This is a genomic window from Asaia bogorensis (assembly GCF_900465345.1).
In the GTDB taxonomy this organism is placed as follows: domain Bacteria; phylum Pseudomonadota; class Alphaproteobacteria; order Acetobacterales; family Acetobacteraceae; genus Asaia; species Asaia bogorensis_A.
The window spans coordinates 85,332-102,831 of record NZ_UEGO01000013.1 but is presented as its reverse complement, the minus strand read 5'-3'; the positions used below and the strand labels follow the sequence as shown (position 1 = coordinate 102,831).

At 59.5% G+C, this 17,500-nt stretch carries 12 protein-coding genes; 9 read left to right on the top strand and 3 right to left on the bottom strand.

Annotated elements, in window-relative coordinates; translation table 11 throughout:
• The first annotated feature begins 1 nt into the window (after position 1).
• From ED655_RS07755 to ED655_RS07735, 5 genes are all read left to right on the top strand, one after another.
• Positions 2–1,096, top strand: coding sequence for an HlyD family secretion protein (locus ED655_RS07755; protein WP_122049678.1), 1,095 nt, complete (start codon positions 2–4; stop codon positions 1,094–1,096).
• The gene (locus tag ED655_RS07750; protein WP_205835999.1) at positions 1,093–2,583 is read left to right on the top strand and encodes an efflux transporter outer membrane subunit; all 1,491 of its coding nucleotides are present in this window, start codon (positions 1,093–1,095) and stop codon (positions 2,581–2,583) included. Before ED655_RS07755 ends, ED655_RS07750 begins: the two co-directional genes overlap by 4 nt.
• A gap of 237 nt (positions 2,584–2,820) precedes the next feature.
• Positions 2,821–3,381 (top strand): metal-dependent hydrolase, encoded by a 561-nt coding sequence (locus ED655_RS07745; RefSeq protein WP_122049677.1) that lies wholly within the window; start codon positions 2,821–2,823, stop codon positions 3,379–3,381.
• A gap of 55 nt (positions 3,382–3,436) precedes the next feature.
• A complete protein-coding gene (purH, locus tag ED655_RS07740; protein WP_122049676.1) occupies positions 3,437–5,017 on the top strand; it encodes a bifunctional phosphoribosylaminoimidazolecarboxamide formyltransferase/IMP cyclohydrolase in 1,581 nt (526 codons plus the stop codon).
• Between the two features lie 135 nt (positions 5,018–5,152).
• A complete protein-coding gene (locus tag ED655_RS07735) occupies positions 5,153–5,905 on the top strand; it encodes a hypothetical protein (RefSeq protein ID WP_162993433.1) in 753 nt (250 codons plus the stop codon).
• A 115-nt stretch (positions 5,906–6,020) separates the two neighbouring features.
• On the opposite strand, the gene ED655_RS07730 is transcribed toward ED655_RS07735, so the two are convergent.
• Entirely contained in the window at positions 6,021–7,277 is a 1,257-nt protein-coding gene (locus tag ED655_RS07730; RefSeq protein WP_122049674.1) for an AGE family epimerase/isomerase, read from the bottom strand.
• A gap of 307 nt (positions 7,278–7,584) precedes the next feature.
• Between ED655_RS07730 and ED655_RS07725 the strand changes: the two genes are divergently transcribed.
• On the top strand, positions 7,585–9,081 hold the full coding sequence (locus tag ED655_RS07725) for a glycosyltransferase family 2 protein (RefSeq protein ID WP_162993432.1): 1,497 nt from the start codon (positions 7,585–7,587) through the stop codon (positions 9,079–9,081).
• 212 nt (positions 9,082–9,293) lie between these two features.
• Positions 9,294–11,897 (top strand): ATP-dependent chaperone ClpB, encoded by a 2,604-nt coding sequence (clpB, locus tag ED655_RS07720; protein WP_122049672.1) that lies wholly within the window; start codon positions 9,294–9,296, stop codon positions 11,895–11,897.
• A gap of 147 nt (positions 11,898–12,044) precedes the next feature.
• Here clpB and ED655_RS07715 read toward each other — a convergent pair whose 3' ends face one another.
• Complete coding sequence (locus ED655_RS07715; protein ID WP_240993567.1) at positions 12,045–13,016, bottom strand: SDR family oxidoreductase; 972 nt, start codon at positions 13,014–13,016, stop codon at positions 12,045–12,047.
• 338 nt (positions 13,017–13,354) lie between these two features.
• Between ED655_RS07715 and gyrB the strand changes: the two genes are divergently transcribed.
• The gene (gene gyrB / locus ED655_RS07710; protein WP_122049670.1) at positions 13,355–15,808 is read left to right on the top strand and encodes a DNA topoisomerase (ATP-hydrolyzing) subunit B; all 2,454 of its coding nucleotides are present in this window, start codon (positions 13,355–13,357) and stop codon (positions 15,806–15,808) included.
• Positions 15,798–16,634: a DUF3108 domain-containing protein gene (locus ED655_RS07705; protein WP_240993561.1), complete on the top strand. Its 837-nt coding sequence runs from the start codon at positions 15,798–15,800 to the stop codon at positions 16,632–16,634. The genes gyrB and ED655_RS07705 overlap by 11 nt, the downstream gene beginning before the upstream one ends.
• 88 nt (positions 16,635–16,722) lie before the next feature.
• Here the strand turns inward: ED655_RS07705 and ED655_RS07700 are convergent, their stop codons facing one another.
• The gene (locus tag ED655_RS07700) at positions 16,723–17,397 is read right to left on the bottom strand and encodes an HAD family hydrolase (RefSeq protein ID WP_240993560.1); all 675 of its coding nucleotides are present in this window, start codon (positions 17,395–17,397) and stop codon (positions 16,723–16,725) included.
• Positions 17,398–17,500 lie beyond the last annotated feature (103 nt).

Below are 17,500 nucleotides of genomic sequence, written 5' to 3'. Positions count from 1 at the left end.
CATGGCCTCAGACGATCAGAAAAGCAGTCCCGCCAAATGGCCTTTCCTTGTGACAGGCTTCATTCTCGTGGTGTTCTGCGGGATCATCCTTGCGATCATTTTCGTGCCAAACCGCAAGGTCTGGACCAATGATGCCTATGTGACAGCTCATTACGCAACCATTGCGCCGCGTGTGCCGGGACAGGTGGTCGAGGTGCTGGTGGATGACAACCAGAGCGTCAAGGCGGGGCAGGTCATGGCGCGGCTCGATCCGCGCGACTACGAGACGGCGCTTACGCGCAGTCGTGCCCAGCTCGCGCACGACGAGGCGCTCGTGCTCGATGCCGAGGCAGCGGTGGATCGTCAGCCGAGCATGATCGAGGAAAGCAAGGCAGAGGCCTCGCGGATTGAGGCGCAGCTCGTCTATGCCAGGCAGAATGCCCAGCGCTATCACAACCTGGCCCAGACCGGCGCAGGATCCGCGCAGGAGCGTCAGCTTACCGATGCCTCTATGCGCGAAATGGAAGCCAATCTGAGGAGCATGAAAGCGCGGATCACGGCAGCGCAGGATGAGATCCCGATCCTGCGGGCACGCCATGAGGCGGCGCTCAGGACGCTCAAGATCGACCACGCCGTGGTGCGGCAGGACGAGCTCAACCTGTCCTATACCGAGATACGCGCACCGTTTGACGGTATGGTGGGCGAGAAGACCGTCCAATCGGGCAATTATGTATCGCCGGGTGCCGCCCTCATGGCGCTTGTGCCAATGGATCAGCTTTGGGTCATGGCGAATTATCGTGAGCTTGCGCTGCGCCATATGCGTCCCGGGCAGCATGCCCGTATCCATGTCGACGCCTATGATATGGATCTGGACGGCATTGTTGACAGTATTCCCCCGGCTTCGGGTGCCGCCTTCGCCCCGATCGCCCCGGAAAATGCCACGGGGAATTTCACCAAGATCGTCCAGCGCCTTCCCGTGAAGATCGTCGTGGCCCCGAACCAGCCTCTCGCCAAGCTGCTGCGTATGGGCTTTTCGGTCGAGACGACGGTCGATACCCATCTCGAAAATGTCGTGGATGAGCAGCGGCATAACGCAAACGGGATCACCGCACGATGAGAACGATCGGATGGGCGGCTGTTCTGCGCAGCGGAATAGCGCTGTGCTGCCTTGGTAGCATGGTTGCAGCCTGCACAATGGGCCCTGATTTCAAACGTCCGGATGTGATCTCGCCAGCGCAGTTCGGGGCGGAGCCGCAGGATGTGGCAGGAGCGACCTATGGCGGTCCGGTCGATGTGGCCTGGTGGAAGCAGTTCAACGACCCCGAACTCAATCATCTGATTGATCGTCTTGCGGTGCAGAACATCGACTTGCAACGCGGGATGCAACGTATTGCCGAAGCCCGGTCGCAAACACGTATCGCGGCCGCGCAGGGGCTCCCTAGTTTGAACTGGGCCGGGTCCTATACCCGCACCCATCAGAGCGAGACAGGATTTATCTCGCTTGTGCAGCCACGCACTGGCGCGCCGAACGAATATGATTTCTTTCAGAACACGCTTGGCGCGTCATGGGATCTCGATCTCTTCGGGCAGATACGCCGTGCCGTCGAAGCCCAGCACGCAGCGCAGGAGGCCGCAGCCGAGGCACGCCACGGCCTTGCCCTGAGCACGATCGCGACACTGGTTGACAGCTACATGCAGCTTCGTGGTGTTCAGGACCAGATTGCAATTACCGAGCGGCACATGGCGGTCTCCGATCATGATCTGGCCCTTGTGCAGTCGCGTTTTGGCAACGGTGCCGCGACCACGCTAGATCTGGCGCAGGCCCGCACGGAGCAGGCCAATACGGCTTCGGCGCTTCCCACCCTGCGCAACTCGGAAAGCGCGCTGATCAATGCCATCGGTCTGCTTCTGGATGAACCCCCGCGAAGCCTGGCGCAGGAACTGGCACGCCGTGATGGCACGATGCCGGTCATCGTGCCGGCTGCGCCGATCGGGGTGCCCTCAGCCCTGGCTCGCAGGCGCCCTGATATTCGTGAAGCCGAAGCCAGGCTGCATATGGCGACTGCTGGCGTCGGGGTCGCCATCGCTGCGTTTTACCCGGATATTACCCTCACGGGGCAAATGGGCACACAGACCCTGTCTGCAGCGAATTTCTTTTCACTGCCATCTCGTCAGTTTGCGACAGGGCCGACCCTGTCTGTCCCACTCTTTGAGGGCGGGCGCCTGCGCGGGACACTGGCGCTGAGACGGGCTGAGCAAAAGGACGCGGCGCTTGCCTACCACCAGACCGTGACGACGGCCTGGAACGAGGTCGACAATGCCTTGACGGCTTATGCCCAGTCCCAGAAGCGCCTCGTGCAGACGCGGATCGCGTGGCAGGAGAGCCGCAAGGCTGTCGAGGTGGCGCAACAGCGCTATCGCGAAGGGGCTGTGGACTTCCTTCAGGTCGACACGGCAGAGGCTGCGGCGCTGGCCGCGGAGGCGACTTTCTCGGCGAACCGGATACAAATCGCGACCGCTTTCGTGTCGCTTTACCGGGCACTCGGTGGAGGATGGGAGTATCCGGCGTTTTCGGAGGATAAAGCTTCGAAATCAGCTAGTTAGGATTATTGTCTCACCCATAGTGTCAAGCGCTATATCCTGAGCTTTCGGGCGATGAATGTTCGCTAAATCACTGATATTGCATTATTCGAGATATGGAGCGTTTTCCGTTCGTGCATCAACAAAGTGACCGCGAGCTTCCCGTGATCGCGGATCTGATCAGAACAAAATATGCCGTCCGAAGTCTTGTTTAGAATCATTGTCATAGACGGGAATGATCAAGTGATGCCATAAGGCGGCATGAATGGACGTTCTCATATCGTTCTGGGCTTGGCCTGCGGAATGACCGCGGCGGCGGCGGGCTATGTGCCGTTCACATTCGCCTCCATGGGAATGGCTGCCCTGGGGAGCCTGACACCTGATATCGACACTGAACGCTCAATGCTTGGTTGTCGCTTGCCGTGGCTCTCACGGCTGCTTTCCCGATGGATAGGCCATAGAACAGCCACTCACTCTCTGGCTGTACCATTATTGATAGGTCTGGCTGCGGTCCATTTTGGTGGAATGAGTTTCTTGCATTCGGCCTTGGGCAGTTTCCTGATTGGATATGCCAGTCATATCGCCGGTGACCTCGTGACCGGCGGATGCTGGGCGCTCTACCCATTATCCCGCAACAGGATCTCTCTCTGGCCATATGCCAGGGTTGGCAGCCTGCGCGAATATATGGTCCTGCTTGTCAGCCTCGGGTTGCTGGGCAGCATAACGTATCATCTTTTGGCCCATGACGTGCGTCAGCCCGGCCACCATGCAACAGTCACATCTCACTCGACCAAGGCCCGTCGCATGGCTTTTATTGCGTAAAATGGCTCCGACGCCTATGAGCACCTCTTGAAATTCAGCCATTCCGGAGCCCGTCATGACCTCTCCCGATCGCCTGCCCGTACGCCGGGCGCTTCTTTCCGTTTCAGACAAGGCCGGTCTGATCGATCTGGGCAAGGCGCTGGTCGCGCATGGCGCGCAGCTTCTCTCGACGGGTGGATCGGCCAAAGCCCTGCGTGATGCCGGACTGCCTGTGACGGATGTTTCCGATCATACGGGCTTTCCGGAAATCCTTGATGGTCGAGTAAAAACGCTGGTGCCGCAGATCCACGGTGGTATTCTCGGTCGTCGCGATCTGGACTCTCACAAGGCCCAGATGGCTGAACACAATATTGCGCCAATCGACCTCGTTTGCGTCAACCTGTACCCGTTTGCCGCGACCGTCGCGTCGGGGGCAGGCCCGGAGGACTGCATCGAGAATATCGATATTGGTGGCCCCGCCATGATCCGCGCAGCAGCCAAGAATCATGACCATGTTGTGATCCTAACAGAGCCTGCACAATATGATGCGCTCAAGGCATCGCTCGATGCAGGCGGTTCCACCCTGGCTGAGCGCACGGCTTGGGCAGGTGCCGCCTATGCCCATACGGGTGCCTATGATGCGATGATTGCCACCTGGTTTGCGGGCCAGCGCGGCGACGCCTTGCCAGAAACCATGACACTGAGTGGCACGCGTCGTGAGTCCCTGCGCTATGGTGAGAACCCTCATCAGCAGGCGGCTTTTTATGTGACCGGTGAGAAGCGTTTCGGTATCGCGACGGCAACGCAGATTCAGGGCAAGGCGCTCAGCTATAACAACCTGAACGACACGGATGCAGCTTTTGAGGCTGTTGCCGAGTTCGACAAGCCGAGCGTGGTGATCGTCAAGCATGCCAATCCCTGCGGTGTGGCCAGCGCCGAGACGCTCGAGGCGGCATGGAAAGCGGCACTCAAATGTGACCCTGTTTCGGCTTTTGGCGGCATCGTCGCGCTGAACCGCACACTCGATGAGGCGACAGCCGAGCAGATTGCCACGATCTTCACCGAGGTGATTGTGGCCCCTGATGCCACCGAAGGTGCACGCGCGGCGCTGAGCCGCAAGAAGAACCTGCGCCTGCTCCTGACGGGGGGCGTGCCTTCCGCCACGGCTGAGGGCATGACCTTCAAATCCGTCGCGGGCGGCTTCCTGGCACAGAGCCGTGATGCTGGTCAGGTGACCGAAGCTGATCTGCGTGTCGTGACCAAGCGTGCACCCTCCGACGCTGAAATGGCCGATCTGCTTTTTGCTTTCCGCGTTGCCAAGCACGTGAAGTCCAATGCCGTGATCTACGCCAAGGATCGCGCTACGGTCGGTATTGGGGCGGGGCAGATGTCACGCGTCGACTCAGCGCGTATCGCAGCTCGCAAGAGCCTTGATGCTGCCGAGGCTGCAGGCGAAACGGTGGCATTGACAGAAGGGTCTGTTGCAGCGTCCGACGCATTCTTCCCCTTTGCTGATGGGCTGGAAAGTGTGATCGCCGCGGGCGCGATCGCCGTCATACAGCCTGGCGGTTCCATCCGTGATCAGGAGGTTATTGACGCGGCAGATGCAGCGGGCATCGCCATGGTATTCACAGGAATGCGCCATTTCCGCCATTGAGAAACCCTGGCGCGGCACGGCATGTGATAGCGCTTTCCCGGAACGGTATGCACAGGGTGCAGCCGATATCCGGTGTTGAGCGGAGGCTTGCTGTTGCCGCCATTTTCGCGGGCATGGCAGGCACGAGGAGATAAAATGAGGGTCAGGACCACTCTGCTGGCCGGATTGATCGCCATTTCAGTGACGATCCCGGTCGACCACGCCGGAGCAGGTACACAGCCTGTGGTAAATATGAAGGGCGCATCTCAAGAAGGCGCGCCGCCACCCGCTTCCGGCTCGCTCCCCACGGGATGCGTTTTCGATCTGACAAGCCTTCCGCGTTTTTCGGGCAGGGTTGAACGCCTTTTGCCTGGCACTCAGGGCGATGTCGTAGGGGCTTTGCTGGTGGATGGCACAGAGATCGAGATGCCACCGGGCCTCGCCGCGCAGGATCACCATCTGCGTAAAGGCGCGATGATCAGCGTTCGAGGGCTTGCGGCACCATCGCTTCATCTCGTCAGGGCTTTCGCGCTCAGTAATGGCACGGATATCTGCGCGGCCCCCATGCCCGAACTCGTGACGGCGGCGCCGCCCGCCAGTACGCAGGGCAGGATCTCGCGTTTGCTGCATGATGGTGACGGGGCGCTCAACGGAGCACTGCTGGATGATGGTTCCGTGTTGCGTGTGCCAGCTTCAGGCGCAAGGACGAGTTTCCTGCGTCTTGGCGCCCCAATCTATGCCGAGGGGTATGGCTACCAGACAGCCTACGGCAAGCTCGTGGTCGCGCGCCGACTTGGGCCTGACAGACTACAGGCAATTCATGTGTCGGACGAACCCTTGATACCGCGTGGCGCGCCTCCCGGCTCATTGGGGTATGATCAGATCGAAACGCCAGGCGGAACCGAGTAGCACCCGGGCAATTCCCGGGTCGCGGAGAGCCTTGGGCTGACCCTGAAAATCGCCGGGTGATGTCCTCACCCGGTATTCTCGTGAGCAAGCCAGAACAGGTGGCTGCTGAGCAGCGCTACACGATGTCTGACTCACGAAGCGCCAGAGTGAGGCAAGGTGAAAGCGGCAGGATGGGGGCAACCGTCGCCTGAAACGCATGATAGAGGTCGGCCTTGTCCGGATAGACTTCGCCAGAATAACGGCCTTGCGCATCAACCTCATTACGCCAACCGCCGTATTCGTGATCAATCAACGTGCTGGCGATATAGTCCCAGACTTTTCTGTACCAGGTTTCATAGGCTGGGCTACCCGTTCGCTTGAGCAGGTTGACGGCAGCTGTAACAGTCTCTGCCTGAACCCAGTGTGCGCGGACTGTGACCACCGGCTTACGGTCCCAGTCAATCGTATAGATCATGCCCGGCTCACCATCTGCCGCCCAGCCAAGGCGCAGTGCTGAATCCAGCAGAGCCCGCGCGTCATGCAGCATCCAGCCCGGGGCCGTACCCTCGCGACGCAGCAAGGCGGCCTCAACCTTGAGCGTAAGATGTGCCCATTCCGAAAAATGGCCCGGCGTCATTCCGTAGGGACGCAGGGGATCCGTGGGCTTGTCACGGTTGTAGTCCTTGAGGAGCGTCCAATCGCGATTGAAGTGCTCCGGCATGCAGTAATCGTGATTTCCGGCAATCTCATGCACAAAGCGGTGTACGATGCGATGCGCCCTATCACGCCACTTCTCGTCACCGGTGATATCGGCGAGCGCCAGACAGGCCTCGGTAGAGTGCATATTAGCATTCGCGCCGCGATAATCCTCCTCGTCGCTCCAGTCAGAGGCGAAGCTTTCGCGCATGACACCTTCATCCTCAGACCAGTAATGCGTCTCGAGGATATTGGTCGCGAGGCTGAGAAGCTTTTCTCCGCCTTCAACGCCTAGCAAGGTTGCCGACGAGCCTGCGAGCGCAACGAAGGCATGAAGGTATGCCTGCTTGCGGCCATCACGCGCTGCGGGGGATTCATACCAGCCGTCATGATCCTTGTCGTGCAACGGACCAAGAAGGGCCTTGACGCCATGACGTACCAGCGGGAGGCAGCCCGGGATGCCCTGCAGGGCCGCCATGGAGAAGGCATGGACCATACGAGCCGTCAGAATGCCGTCCGGCAAGGCATCTTCAGGCAGGGTGCCATCACGTCCAAGGGCGCCAAACCCGCCTTCCATACGCGACGCCATGGCGAAACGGAGCAGGCGGCGCCCTTCGGCCGCAAGCCACAGGCGATGGGCAGAACGGCGCACCCAGCTTGTTTCGGGCAGGAGCATGGGCGAGAGAAGATCGGTCATCGGCGTGATCCCGTTAACAGCCGTGAAACGGCATAGCATTGCATGAACAGGGATGATCACGCGCGGCGGCCGGTTGAGTTTCGCGACAGAAGATTACTTGGCCCCAGCGGCGACCGCTCGGGTACATGCCCAGTGCTGCCACGGCATAACTCTGCCTTGCGTCTTCCGCAGGCTTGAACGGCATTTGCAAAGCGCGGCTACAGGTCTGTCACAAGAATTCACTATCGAAGCATGCGGCCGGGTTCTATTGTGCGGCACCAACGCATCGTACCAACAGCCTTGTTGTATCAGGATATCAAGAAAAGAAATGACGCCGCCAAAGTCATCAGTCTCCCTGCCGACCGATTTGCAGGGGTTCGGCAAGCTTCCGCTCGCAGTTGCCCGTAACAAGGGCATCTGGCCTGAACCCAGATACCAGCATGTCCTGGTCGCCTGCGCTCGCTGGGAATTGGAAAGCGTTGTGGAATGGCTGACCTATCATCGGTCAATCGGGTTTGATCATGTCTATCTGTATTGCGCCGACGATGATCCGAGCGCGCTCTACGAGGCGGTCCTGCCCTTTATCATGGCAGACAGACCGTTCGTGACGTTTCATCACTTCCGGTATGTCGGCGAGCAATTCCAGATGTATCGTCACTTCCTGCGCCATTACGTACATGAGACCCGCTGGCTCATGTTTCTGGACCTGGACGAGTTCGTCTGTCTCCCGGGCAGTAATGATATCCGCAGTGTCAGTGCGCGTTTCGGGGCCGATCACGATGCCATCTATCTGAACTGGTGCGGTTACGGGCATGGCGGTCATGCCGAGCGGCCTTCAGGGGGTATCCTGCGCAATTACTGCTACCGTGAGAGCGGCGCATCACCATTCACGAAAATTCTCGCCAAGGCGGGCGCCGTGTCCTATCGGCTGTCGTTCGAGAACCCGCATGTGGCGATCCATCATGATCTGTATGCCCTCGGGGCATCCCTGCGCGCCTGCAACATGCTGGGTGAGTCGATGGAAGGATATTACGACAATTTTCCCGAGCATGCCTGGGCCTTCCTGAATGGGGAGGATCGTCGCGCCCGTCTGGTCCAGGCAGGCTGTATTGCTCATTTCAACATCCGGTCGGAACAGGATTTCGAGCGGCGTGTCGCACGGGGGTGTCATGGTGATTTCTCCGCACAGACACATTGGAAGAACAAGAGCAGAGAAGAGCGGACGGCCTACCACGCCGATACGAATGCCGTGTTCGATCCTTATCTCGCTGCCTACTGGTCTTCGTTGATTGCAGGTGGATGGCAGTCGAGCATCGTGCCGTGTTCCAATTGGGAATTACTGTCAACGGGAAAGCGTGCCACGCAGAGTTCCACCATGCATGAAGGTTCGCGCGATGAAGATGCATGCCGCGCCGTATCAGGCCATCTGACGGGACGCCCCCAGCATCATACCGCCCTTCAGGACAACCCGTGGTGGATGGTGGACCTTGGTACGTTGTGCCACATACACCAGATCATGATCTTCAACCGTCTTGATGGCGTGATGGAACGCCTTGCCAGTTTTACGGTAGAGGTTTCGCATGATCGTTTCTTCTGGACCAGGATCATCGACAGGAAGAACGGTCCCGTATTTGGCGGCCTTGATGGTACGCCATATAATTGGGTGGATGAGACTGGGGTCATGGGGCGTTTCGTCCGTGTCACCATTCCTGGCATCCAGGTCTATCTGCAGACCGATCAAATCGAGATCTATGGTCGTCCATTCTCGCTTGAGGAATTCGAGGCCGAGAGGATGCCGATGCGGCAGACCGCACTTCCGGGCTGAGCGGGATGGGTGGCTGCGTAACGCCATTCATCAAACGGCCCAGCCACTGTTCCCATGATCGGTTGGCGATAACATACGAATTGTGTCAGTGCGGTCTTGGAAAAGGCCGAAATGCTCCTATCTTCAAGTTATGACGAGGCGAGAACTGCCTTAGAGGGGTTCTCGTTGTCGTAACCAGCCGCCTTTATGGGGCATAGGAGCATTGCGAAAACATGAATATTGAGAAATTTACCGAGCGTAGCCGCGGTTTTCTTCAGGCCGCTTCGACAATTGCACTGCGTGACTTCCACCAGCAGCTGACCCCCGAGCACCTTTTGAAAGCGTTGCTCGATGACCCTGAAGGCGCTGCCTCGGGTCTGATCCGTGCAGCCGGGGGTACACCCGAGACAGTTCGCAAGGCCAATGATGCCGCACTGGCTCGTATCCCCAAGGTACAGGGTGGCGGTGCAGGGCAACCTCAGGCGACGCCTGACCTTGTGCGTGTACTCGATGGTGCCGAGCAGGATGCCCAGCGTGCCGGTGACAGCTTTGTTGCGCAGGATCGCCTGCTTGTGGCGCTTGCTGCCAGCAAGACTGGCGCCGGGCAAGCCCTGAGCGAAGGCAAGGCCGATGCGAAGGCCCTTGAACGCGCAGTGGCTGAACTGCGCAAGGGACGCGTGGTGGATAGCGCCAATGCCGAGGCGGGCTTCGACGCCCTCAAGAAATATGCACGCGATGTCACGGCCGTGGCCCAATCGGGCAAGCTTGATCCGGTGATCGGACGTGACGAGGAGATCCGTCGCGCCATTCAGGTTCTGGCACGCCGCACCAAGAACAATCCTGTGCTGATTGGTGAGCCCGGCGTGGGCAAGACCGCCATCGTGGAAGGTCTGGCGCTGCGTATCGTCAATGGCGACGTGCCTGAAGCGCTGCGCAACAAGAAGCTGCTCTCGCTCGATATGGGTGCCCTGGTGGCTGGCGCGAAATATCGCGGTGAGTTCGAGGAGCGCCTGAAGGCTGTTCTCAAGGAAATCGAAAGCGCCGAGGGGCAGGTTATCCTGTTCATCGACGAGATGCACACGCTCGTGGGCGCGGGACGCTCCGATGGCGCGATGGATGCTTCGAACCTGATCAAGCCCGAACTGGCACGCGGCGTGCTGCATTGTATCGGTGCCACCACCCTCGACGAGTATCGCAAATACATCGAGAAGGACGCGGCTCTGGCCCGTCGTTTTCAGCCGGTCTTTGTGGGTGAGCCCTCGGTTGCTGATACGATCTCGATCCTGCGTGGCATCAAGGAAAAATACGAGCTGCATCACGGTGTGCGTATCACCGATGGCGCACTCGTGGCTGCCGCGACGCTGTCCAATCGCTACATCACGGACCGTTTCCTGCCTGACAAGGCCATTGACCTCGTGGACGAGGCGGCGAGCCGCCTGCGTATGCAGATCGACAGCAAGCCCGAGGCGCTCGATGAACTCGACCGCCGTATCATCCAGCTCAAGATCGAGCGCGAGGCGATCCGCAAGGAAGAGGACAGCGCGAGCCGCGAGCGTTTGGTGAAGCTTGAAGCCGAGCTGGCCGATCTGCAGGAACAGTCGGACACCATGAGCGCGGCGTGGCACGCCGAGAAGGACCGGGTGAACGCTGTTCAGAAGCTCAAGGAGCAGCTCGATCAGGCGCGTTCGGACGTCGAAATTGCCCAGCGCAAGGGCGATCTCGCCAAGGCGTCCGAGCTTATGTATGCGACGATCCCAGGCCTTGAGCGCCAGATTGAGGAAGCACAGCAGGTTGAGCAGCAGGATGCCGCTCAGGCAGGATTGTTCAGCGAGGCTGTGACCGATCAGGGAATTGCCTCTGTCGTGTCGCGCTGGACCGGTGTGCCCGTGGACCGGATGCTGGAAGGCGAGCGCGCCAAGCTGGTGCGTATGGAGGACGAACTTCGTGAACGCGTGGTTGGTCAGGAGCCTGCGCTCAAGGCGGTGTCCAACGCCGTACGTCGTGCCCGTGCAGGCTTGCAGGATCCCAATCGCCCTATTGGTTCGTTCCTCTTCCTCGGCCCAACCGGCGTTGGCAAGACCGAATTGGCCAAGGCGCTGGCGCAGTTCCTGTTTGACGACGATCGCGCCATGCTGCGCGTGGATATGAGCGAGTTCATGGAGAAGCACGCCGTATCCCGTCTTGTGGGTGCGCCTCCCGGCTATGTTGGCTACGAAGAGGGTGGCGTGCTCACCGAGGCAGTCCGTCGCAGACCGTATCAGGTCATCCTGTTCGACGAGGTCGAGAAGGCGCATGAGGATGTTTTCAACATCCTGCTGCAAGTGCTTGATGATGGTCGTCTGACGGACGGGCAGGGGCGTGTGGTGGATTTCCGCAACACGATTATCATCCTGACCTCCAATCTCGGGTCAGACATACTGGCGCAGCAGCCCGATGGTGAGAGCACGGACCTCGTACAGGCACAGGTCATGGCGGTGGTACGTAACCATTTCCGCCCTGAATTCCTTAACCGTCTGGACGAGATCGTTCTGTTCTCGCGTCTGCAGCGAGCGGATATGAATCGTATCGTCGCTATCCAGCTCAAGCGCCTGCGTGAGTTGCTGGCTGATCGCAAGATTACGCTCGATCTGGATCAGGCAGCAGATAACTGGCTGGCTGAATCCGGTTATGACCCGGTCTACGGCGCTCGCCCGCTCAAGCGTGTCATACAGCGCAGCCTGCAGAACACGCTGGCAGGGCTGCTGCTGGATGGGACGATCTTCGATGGTCAGACCGTGCATGTCTCGGCCAATGACAAGGGGCTGGTCATCAATGGCCAGCAGGCCGAGCTGAACTGATTGGCCGCAGGGCCATTGCCATGCCATAGGCCGGTTCATCCGGCGAGCGGCATGGCAAAGAAAGGCATCTGAAGTAAAGGGGGCGCACCTATGGCCGGGTGCACCCCCTTTTCGTTTAATGAACGCTGCCCGAAAGGGGCGTCACTGTTATCCGGGCATACCTGTGCCACCAGTTATGCCGTAGATCTGTCCGGTGATGTAACTACCCTCTGTGGAAGCCAGTGTCACATAGACCGGTGCGATCTCCGCAGGCTGGCCCGGACGCCCCATGGGCACGGTGGTCCCGTATTTCTCGACGGCGGACATCGGTTGGCCGCCGCAGACCTGAAGTGGCGTCCAGAAAGGTCCGGGCGCCACGGCGTTGATGCGTATACCCTTGGGGAGCAGCTGCTTCGCCAGAGATTTGGTCAGGTTGGCGATGCCGGCCTTCGTCAGGCTGTAATCGATGATGATTTCCGACGGGTTATAGGCGTTGGAAGAAGCCGTGTTCACGATGGCGCTGCCCGGTGGCATATGCGGGATAGCGGCCTTGATGATCCAGAACAGCGCATAGAGATTGGTCTTGAGTGTCCAGTCGAATTCCTCGGTGGAAAGTTCAAGGATACTCTCATGGTAGTGCTGCCGACCGGCGCAGTTCACCAGCGTATCAAGGCCGCCGAGTTGTGACGCAGCGTCCGACACGAGTTTCTTACAGAACGCTTCGTCGCGAATATCGCCCGGCAGGGCAATGGCCTTGCGTCCCGCCTTGCGGATGAGGGCCACAACCTCGCGCGCGTCTTCTTCTTCCTGCGGGAGATAGTTGATCGCGATATCAGCCCCTTCACGTGCGTAGGCAATGGCGATGGCGCGCCCAAGGCCTGAATCGCCGCCGGTGATCAGGGCCCGGCGGCCAGCCATGCGGCCGCTGCCTTTGTAGCTGGTCTCTCCGCAGTCTGGTTTGGGATGCATACGCGATTGCAGGCCCGGCCACTCCTGGGGCTGGGACGCAAACGGGGCGTGGGGATAGAGTTTCTGCGGGTCGGCCAACGGTGCTGAGGCGGCAGGCGCATTTGGCGCAGCGTGCGCACGGCTCGACCCGGCAACAAGCCCTGCAAGCCCGAGCGTTGCCCCTTGCATCATGCTGCGTCGGTTGGTGGCGGAGCTGGCCTCTTCAGGCGTGGTCGTTTTGATGGTTTTCTTGTCGGTCGGATCGGTCATGGCGGCTTATCTCGCTAGCGTCGGGGAAACTGTGCCAGGCAGCCGGCACGGGATGAGAAGTCGCAAGACGGGTTTGGGTTGCTATGCAAAGCGGCCCCGAGGCTCTGACAGGCTTGCCGCACAGGGGGCGTGGCTGGGGCATTTCGGGTCCCTGGGTGGCTGACAGGTGCCTGTCCGGGTGCCCGGTTCCAACGCCCTAGCCGTAGCCCCCTAGAGAGGCTATATTGGCGGCTTGTTGCGAGTAGGAGCGTCACGCCAGCATGTCCGAACAGATCCGTCCGACCGAGTTGCCCGAAAACCTCGATGACGAAGCCGATTATGGCGCCTCCTCGATCTCGGTTCTCAAGGGGCTCGATGCGGTACGTAAGCGCCCCGGTATGTATATCGGCGATACGGATGACGGGTCCGGCCTGCACCACATGGTGTTCGAAATCATCGATAACGCCGTAGACGAGGCTCAGGCTGGCCACGCGACGCGGTGTATCCTGACACTCAACGGCGATGGTTCGATCAGTGTCCGTGACAATGGGCGTGGAATTCCGACCGATCTGCATGAGGAAGAGGGCGTCAGCGCGGCAGAAGTGGTGCTGACAAAGCTGCATGCGGGCGGCAAGTTCAACCAGAATTCCTACAAGGTTTCCGGTGGTCTGCACGGCGTTGGCGCGGCCGTTGTCAATGCGCTGTCGGAATGGATGGAAGTCCGTATCTGGCGCAATGGCACAGAACACTTCATCCGTTTCCAGCACGGCGAGCGTGACGACGCTCTGGCGGTAATCGGTGCCAGTAACGAGCCACGCGGCACGCTCGTGACGTTCAAGCCGAGCAAGCAGACTTTCACGAAGGTGGAATTCGAGTTTGCCATTCTCGAGCGTCGTATGCGCGAGCTGGCCTTCCTCAACTCCGGTCTTGAAATCGTCCTGCGGGACGAGCGTCATGCCGAAAACAAGGAAGTCGTCTTTTGCTACGAAGGCGGGCTAAGCGCGTTTGTCGAGTATCTCGATGCCAGCAAGACCTCGATCGTCACCCCGCCTATCGTCGGGTCGATCGATCATGCCGAAAGTGGCATCAAGGTCGAGTTCGCGCTGACGTGGAATGACAGCTTCCATGAGACCATGCTGTGCTTTACCAACAACATCCCTCAGCGTGATGGGGGCACCCATCTTGCAGGGTTCCGTCAGGCGCTGACGCGTGTTGTCGGCAAGTATGCTGACACGGGATCATCCAAGAACTCGGCATCGCTCACGGGCGAGGATATGCGCGAGGGCATGACGGCTGTGCTGTCGGTCAAGGTGCCCGATCCGAAATTCTCGTCGCAGACCAAGGACAAGCTGGTCTCTTCCGAGGTGCAGCCGGTTGTGCACGTCACGGCTGCTGATTCCATCGGGCACTGGTTCGAGACTCACCCGCGTGAAGCCAAGGCGGTCATTGCCAAGGTGAACGAGGCAGCCGCTGCGCGCGATGCCGCCCGTCGTGCCCGTGAACTGACGCGACGCAAGGGCGTGCTGGATGTCTCCTCACTGCCGGGCAAGCTGGCAGATTGTCAGGAGCGCGACGCAAGCAAGGCCGAATTGTTCATCGTCGAGGGTGACTCGGCAGGTGGAACGGCCAAGCAGGGGCGTGATCGTCGTTTCCAGGCGATCCTGCCGCTCAAGGGCAAGATCCTCAATGTCGAGCGTGCGCGTTTCGACCGTATGCTTGGCTCTGCCGAAGTCGGCACGCTGATCACGGCGCTAGGGACGGGCATTGGCCGTGGCGACGTGGAGCAGGGCGGCTTTTCCATCGACAAGCTGCGCTACCACAAGATCGTCATCATGACCGACGCTGACGTGGACGGTTCGCATATTCGCACCTTGCTGCTGACCTTCTTCTTCCGTCAGATGCCGGAGCTGATCGAGAAGGGTTATCTCTATATCGCCCAGCCGCCGCTTTACCGCGCCAAGCGCGGCAATGAAGAGCGTTACCTCAAGGATGACGCCGCTCTGGAGCAGTATCTGCTCGACAAGGCGCTGAGCAACGCCGCGCTCACCTTCGCTGGCGGCGAAGTGGTTGCTGGCGATGTGCTGATGGAGCGCGTCAAGGCCATGGGGCAGGTGGCCAAGACACTGACCGCCCTCGCCAGCAAGATTCCCGTCTGGGTGCTTGAGCAGGCCTATGTGGCCAAGGCTCTCTCGCTGGGTCATGATCACGCTCAGGAGCGTGCGCCTGTATTGCAGGCTCGCCTTGATGCGGCTTCGCCCGTCAACGAGCGTGGCTGGATGGTTGGCCCCACCGAAGAAGGTGGATTGCGTCTGGCCCGCAGTGTGCGTGGTGTGGGCGAGGTCTATACGCTTGATGCGGCCCTGCTAAAATCGGCAGAAGCACGCTGGCTGGCAGGTGAGGGCAGCCGCGTGGCCGATTATTTCGAAGGCCCGGTCAAGCTGTCGCTGGACAGTCAGGGCGCCGAACTTTCAGGTCCTGCTATGGTGTTCGACCGTGTTCTTCAACAGGGGCGCAAGGGCCTTGCCATCAACCGCTTCAAAGGGTTGGGCGAGATGAACAATGAGCAGCTGTGGGATACAACGCTCGACCCGGCCACGCGTATTCTCCTTCAGGTCAAGGTAGGAGATGTAGAAGATGCGGGTCAGGTGTTCTCGACGCTCATGGGCGATGTGGTGGAGCCACGACGCGACTTCATTGTTGGCAATGCCCAGAAGGTCGCCAATCTTGACGTTTAACGCCTTCGGACGATCCATAGCGGCGAGCGTGCTCGCCCTTGGACTTGCCGGCCATGCCAGCGCAGCTGACGTGGGCGAGGCCACGCATGCGGCCGCAGCGGCAAATCGCGGTCAGACGACAGCAGTCTATCGTGTTTATAACCACGGGCTGCATGTCGTCGATGCAACAGCCGATTATACCCTGACCGATCTCGGATACGGTATCCGTACCACGCTTCATGCTGGTGGGTTCATGAGCCTGTTCCTGCGTATGGACATACAGAGTACGGCACAGGGGCATTTCGATCATAACTGGGTGCAGCCTGTCACCTATGAGAGCGCGGGTTACTCACGCGGAAAGCATCGTAGTGTTGTTCTGCATTACGCTGACAATACACCGCATGTCGTGACCCTTGATCCCAAGGAGACAGATCGTGAGGCTGTTCCTGAGGCCGAACTCGATCATGCACTGGATACGTTGAGCGCTATGGCGCTGCTCTTGGAAAATGTGCGTCAGACCGGGAAATGCGACGGTAACGCGCATGTTTTCGATGGATTACGATTGAGCGCAATGACCTCGCGCGGGCCTTTCAAGGCAGATGTGCCGGTGACTTTCGACCAGAAATTCAACGGACCGGCTTTGCGTTGCGATTTCGTGGGGCAACAGGAGGCGGGTTTCATCAAGGATTCGTCGCATCTGGCAGTGATGAAGGCACCTCATCCAGGTGCTGCCTGGTTTCAGGATATTCCTGGAGCAGGGCTGACGGCCGTACGCGTCGAATTCGAGCATCCCAAGCTTGGACGAATGACTGCGGTCCTTGATCATGCGCCGATGGTGCAACCCTAGGGCGCGATGATCATGAGCTGACCTCAGATTTTTCTGGTACACGCGGTGTCTGTGGTCAGCGCGAAGATCGCCCGTTGGAGCGTATGATTCAGCAGGGTCGTGACAGATCGTAGATAAGCCTTGGCAGTTCAGCAATACAACCTGCGATTGCTGTCGCATGGGCGCTCATGCTTCTGTCTCCATACCCCCAGCTTGCGAAAAGTGATGGCATGGGAACACCCATGGCAGCCATGATGTCATTACGGTGATCGCCGATCATGATTCCGCGGGTTGGCTCGGCGTGGATAAGCCGAACAGTGTTACGAATATGGTCAGGGTCTGGTTTGCGGCTCGCAAAGCTGTCACCACCGCCTATGGCGTCGATCAGTGGTGCGATCCCGAGAACTTCCACGATTGCCTGAGCGGCCTTCAGCGGTTTGTTCGTGCAGATCACACAGGCAAGACCACGTTCACGCAACGTTGTCAGCATGGCTTGGGTATCGGGAAAAAGCTGCGTTTTCAGGGTTGCCCGAGGCTCGTATATTTCCAGAAATCGCTGTGTGGCCTGATCGCGATCAATGCGCGTTTCGTCACCGCCATAGGTCAGCAGTCGATCTACAAGCTTGCGTGCTCCGTCGCCTATCATACCACGCACCACATCAGAACCCGGAGGATGCAGATCATAGGATTTGAGAAGTTCGATGCCGCTCTCGGCGAGGTCAGGCAGGCTGTCGACAAGCGTACCGTCAAGGTCGAAAACGGCGGTCTTGATTTCAGTGCTCACGGTCGGTTTTCCTATAGATGCAGAACGCTGCAACAAACAGCAATCCGAAGTGACAGAGCGGGCGTTTGACAGAGCTCCGCCGCGTTGGCTACGCCACGTAATG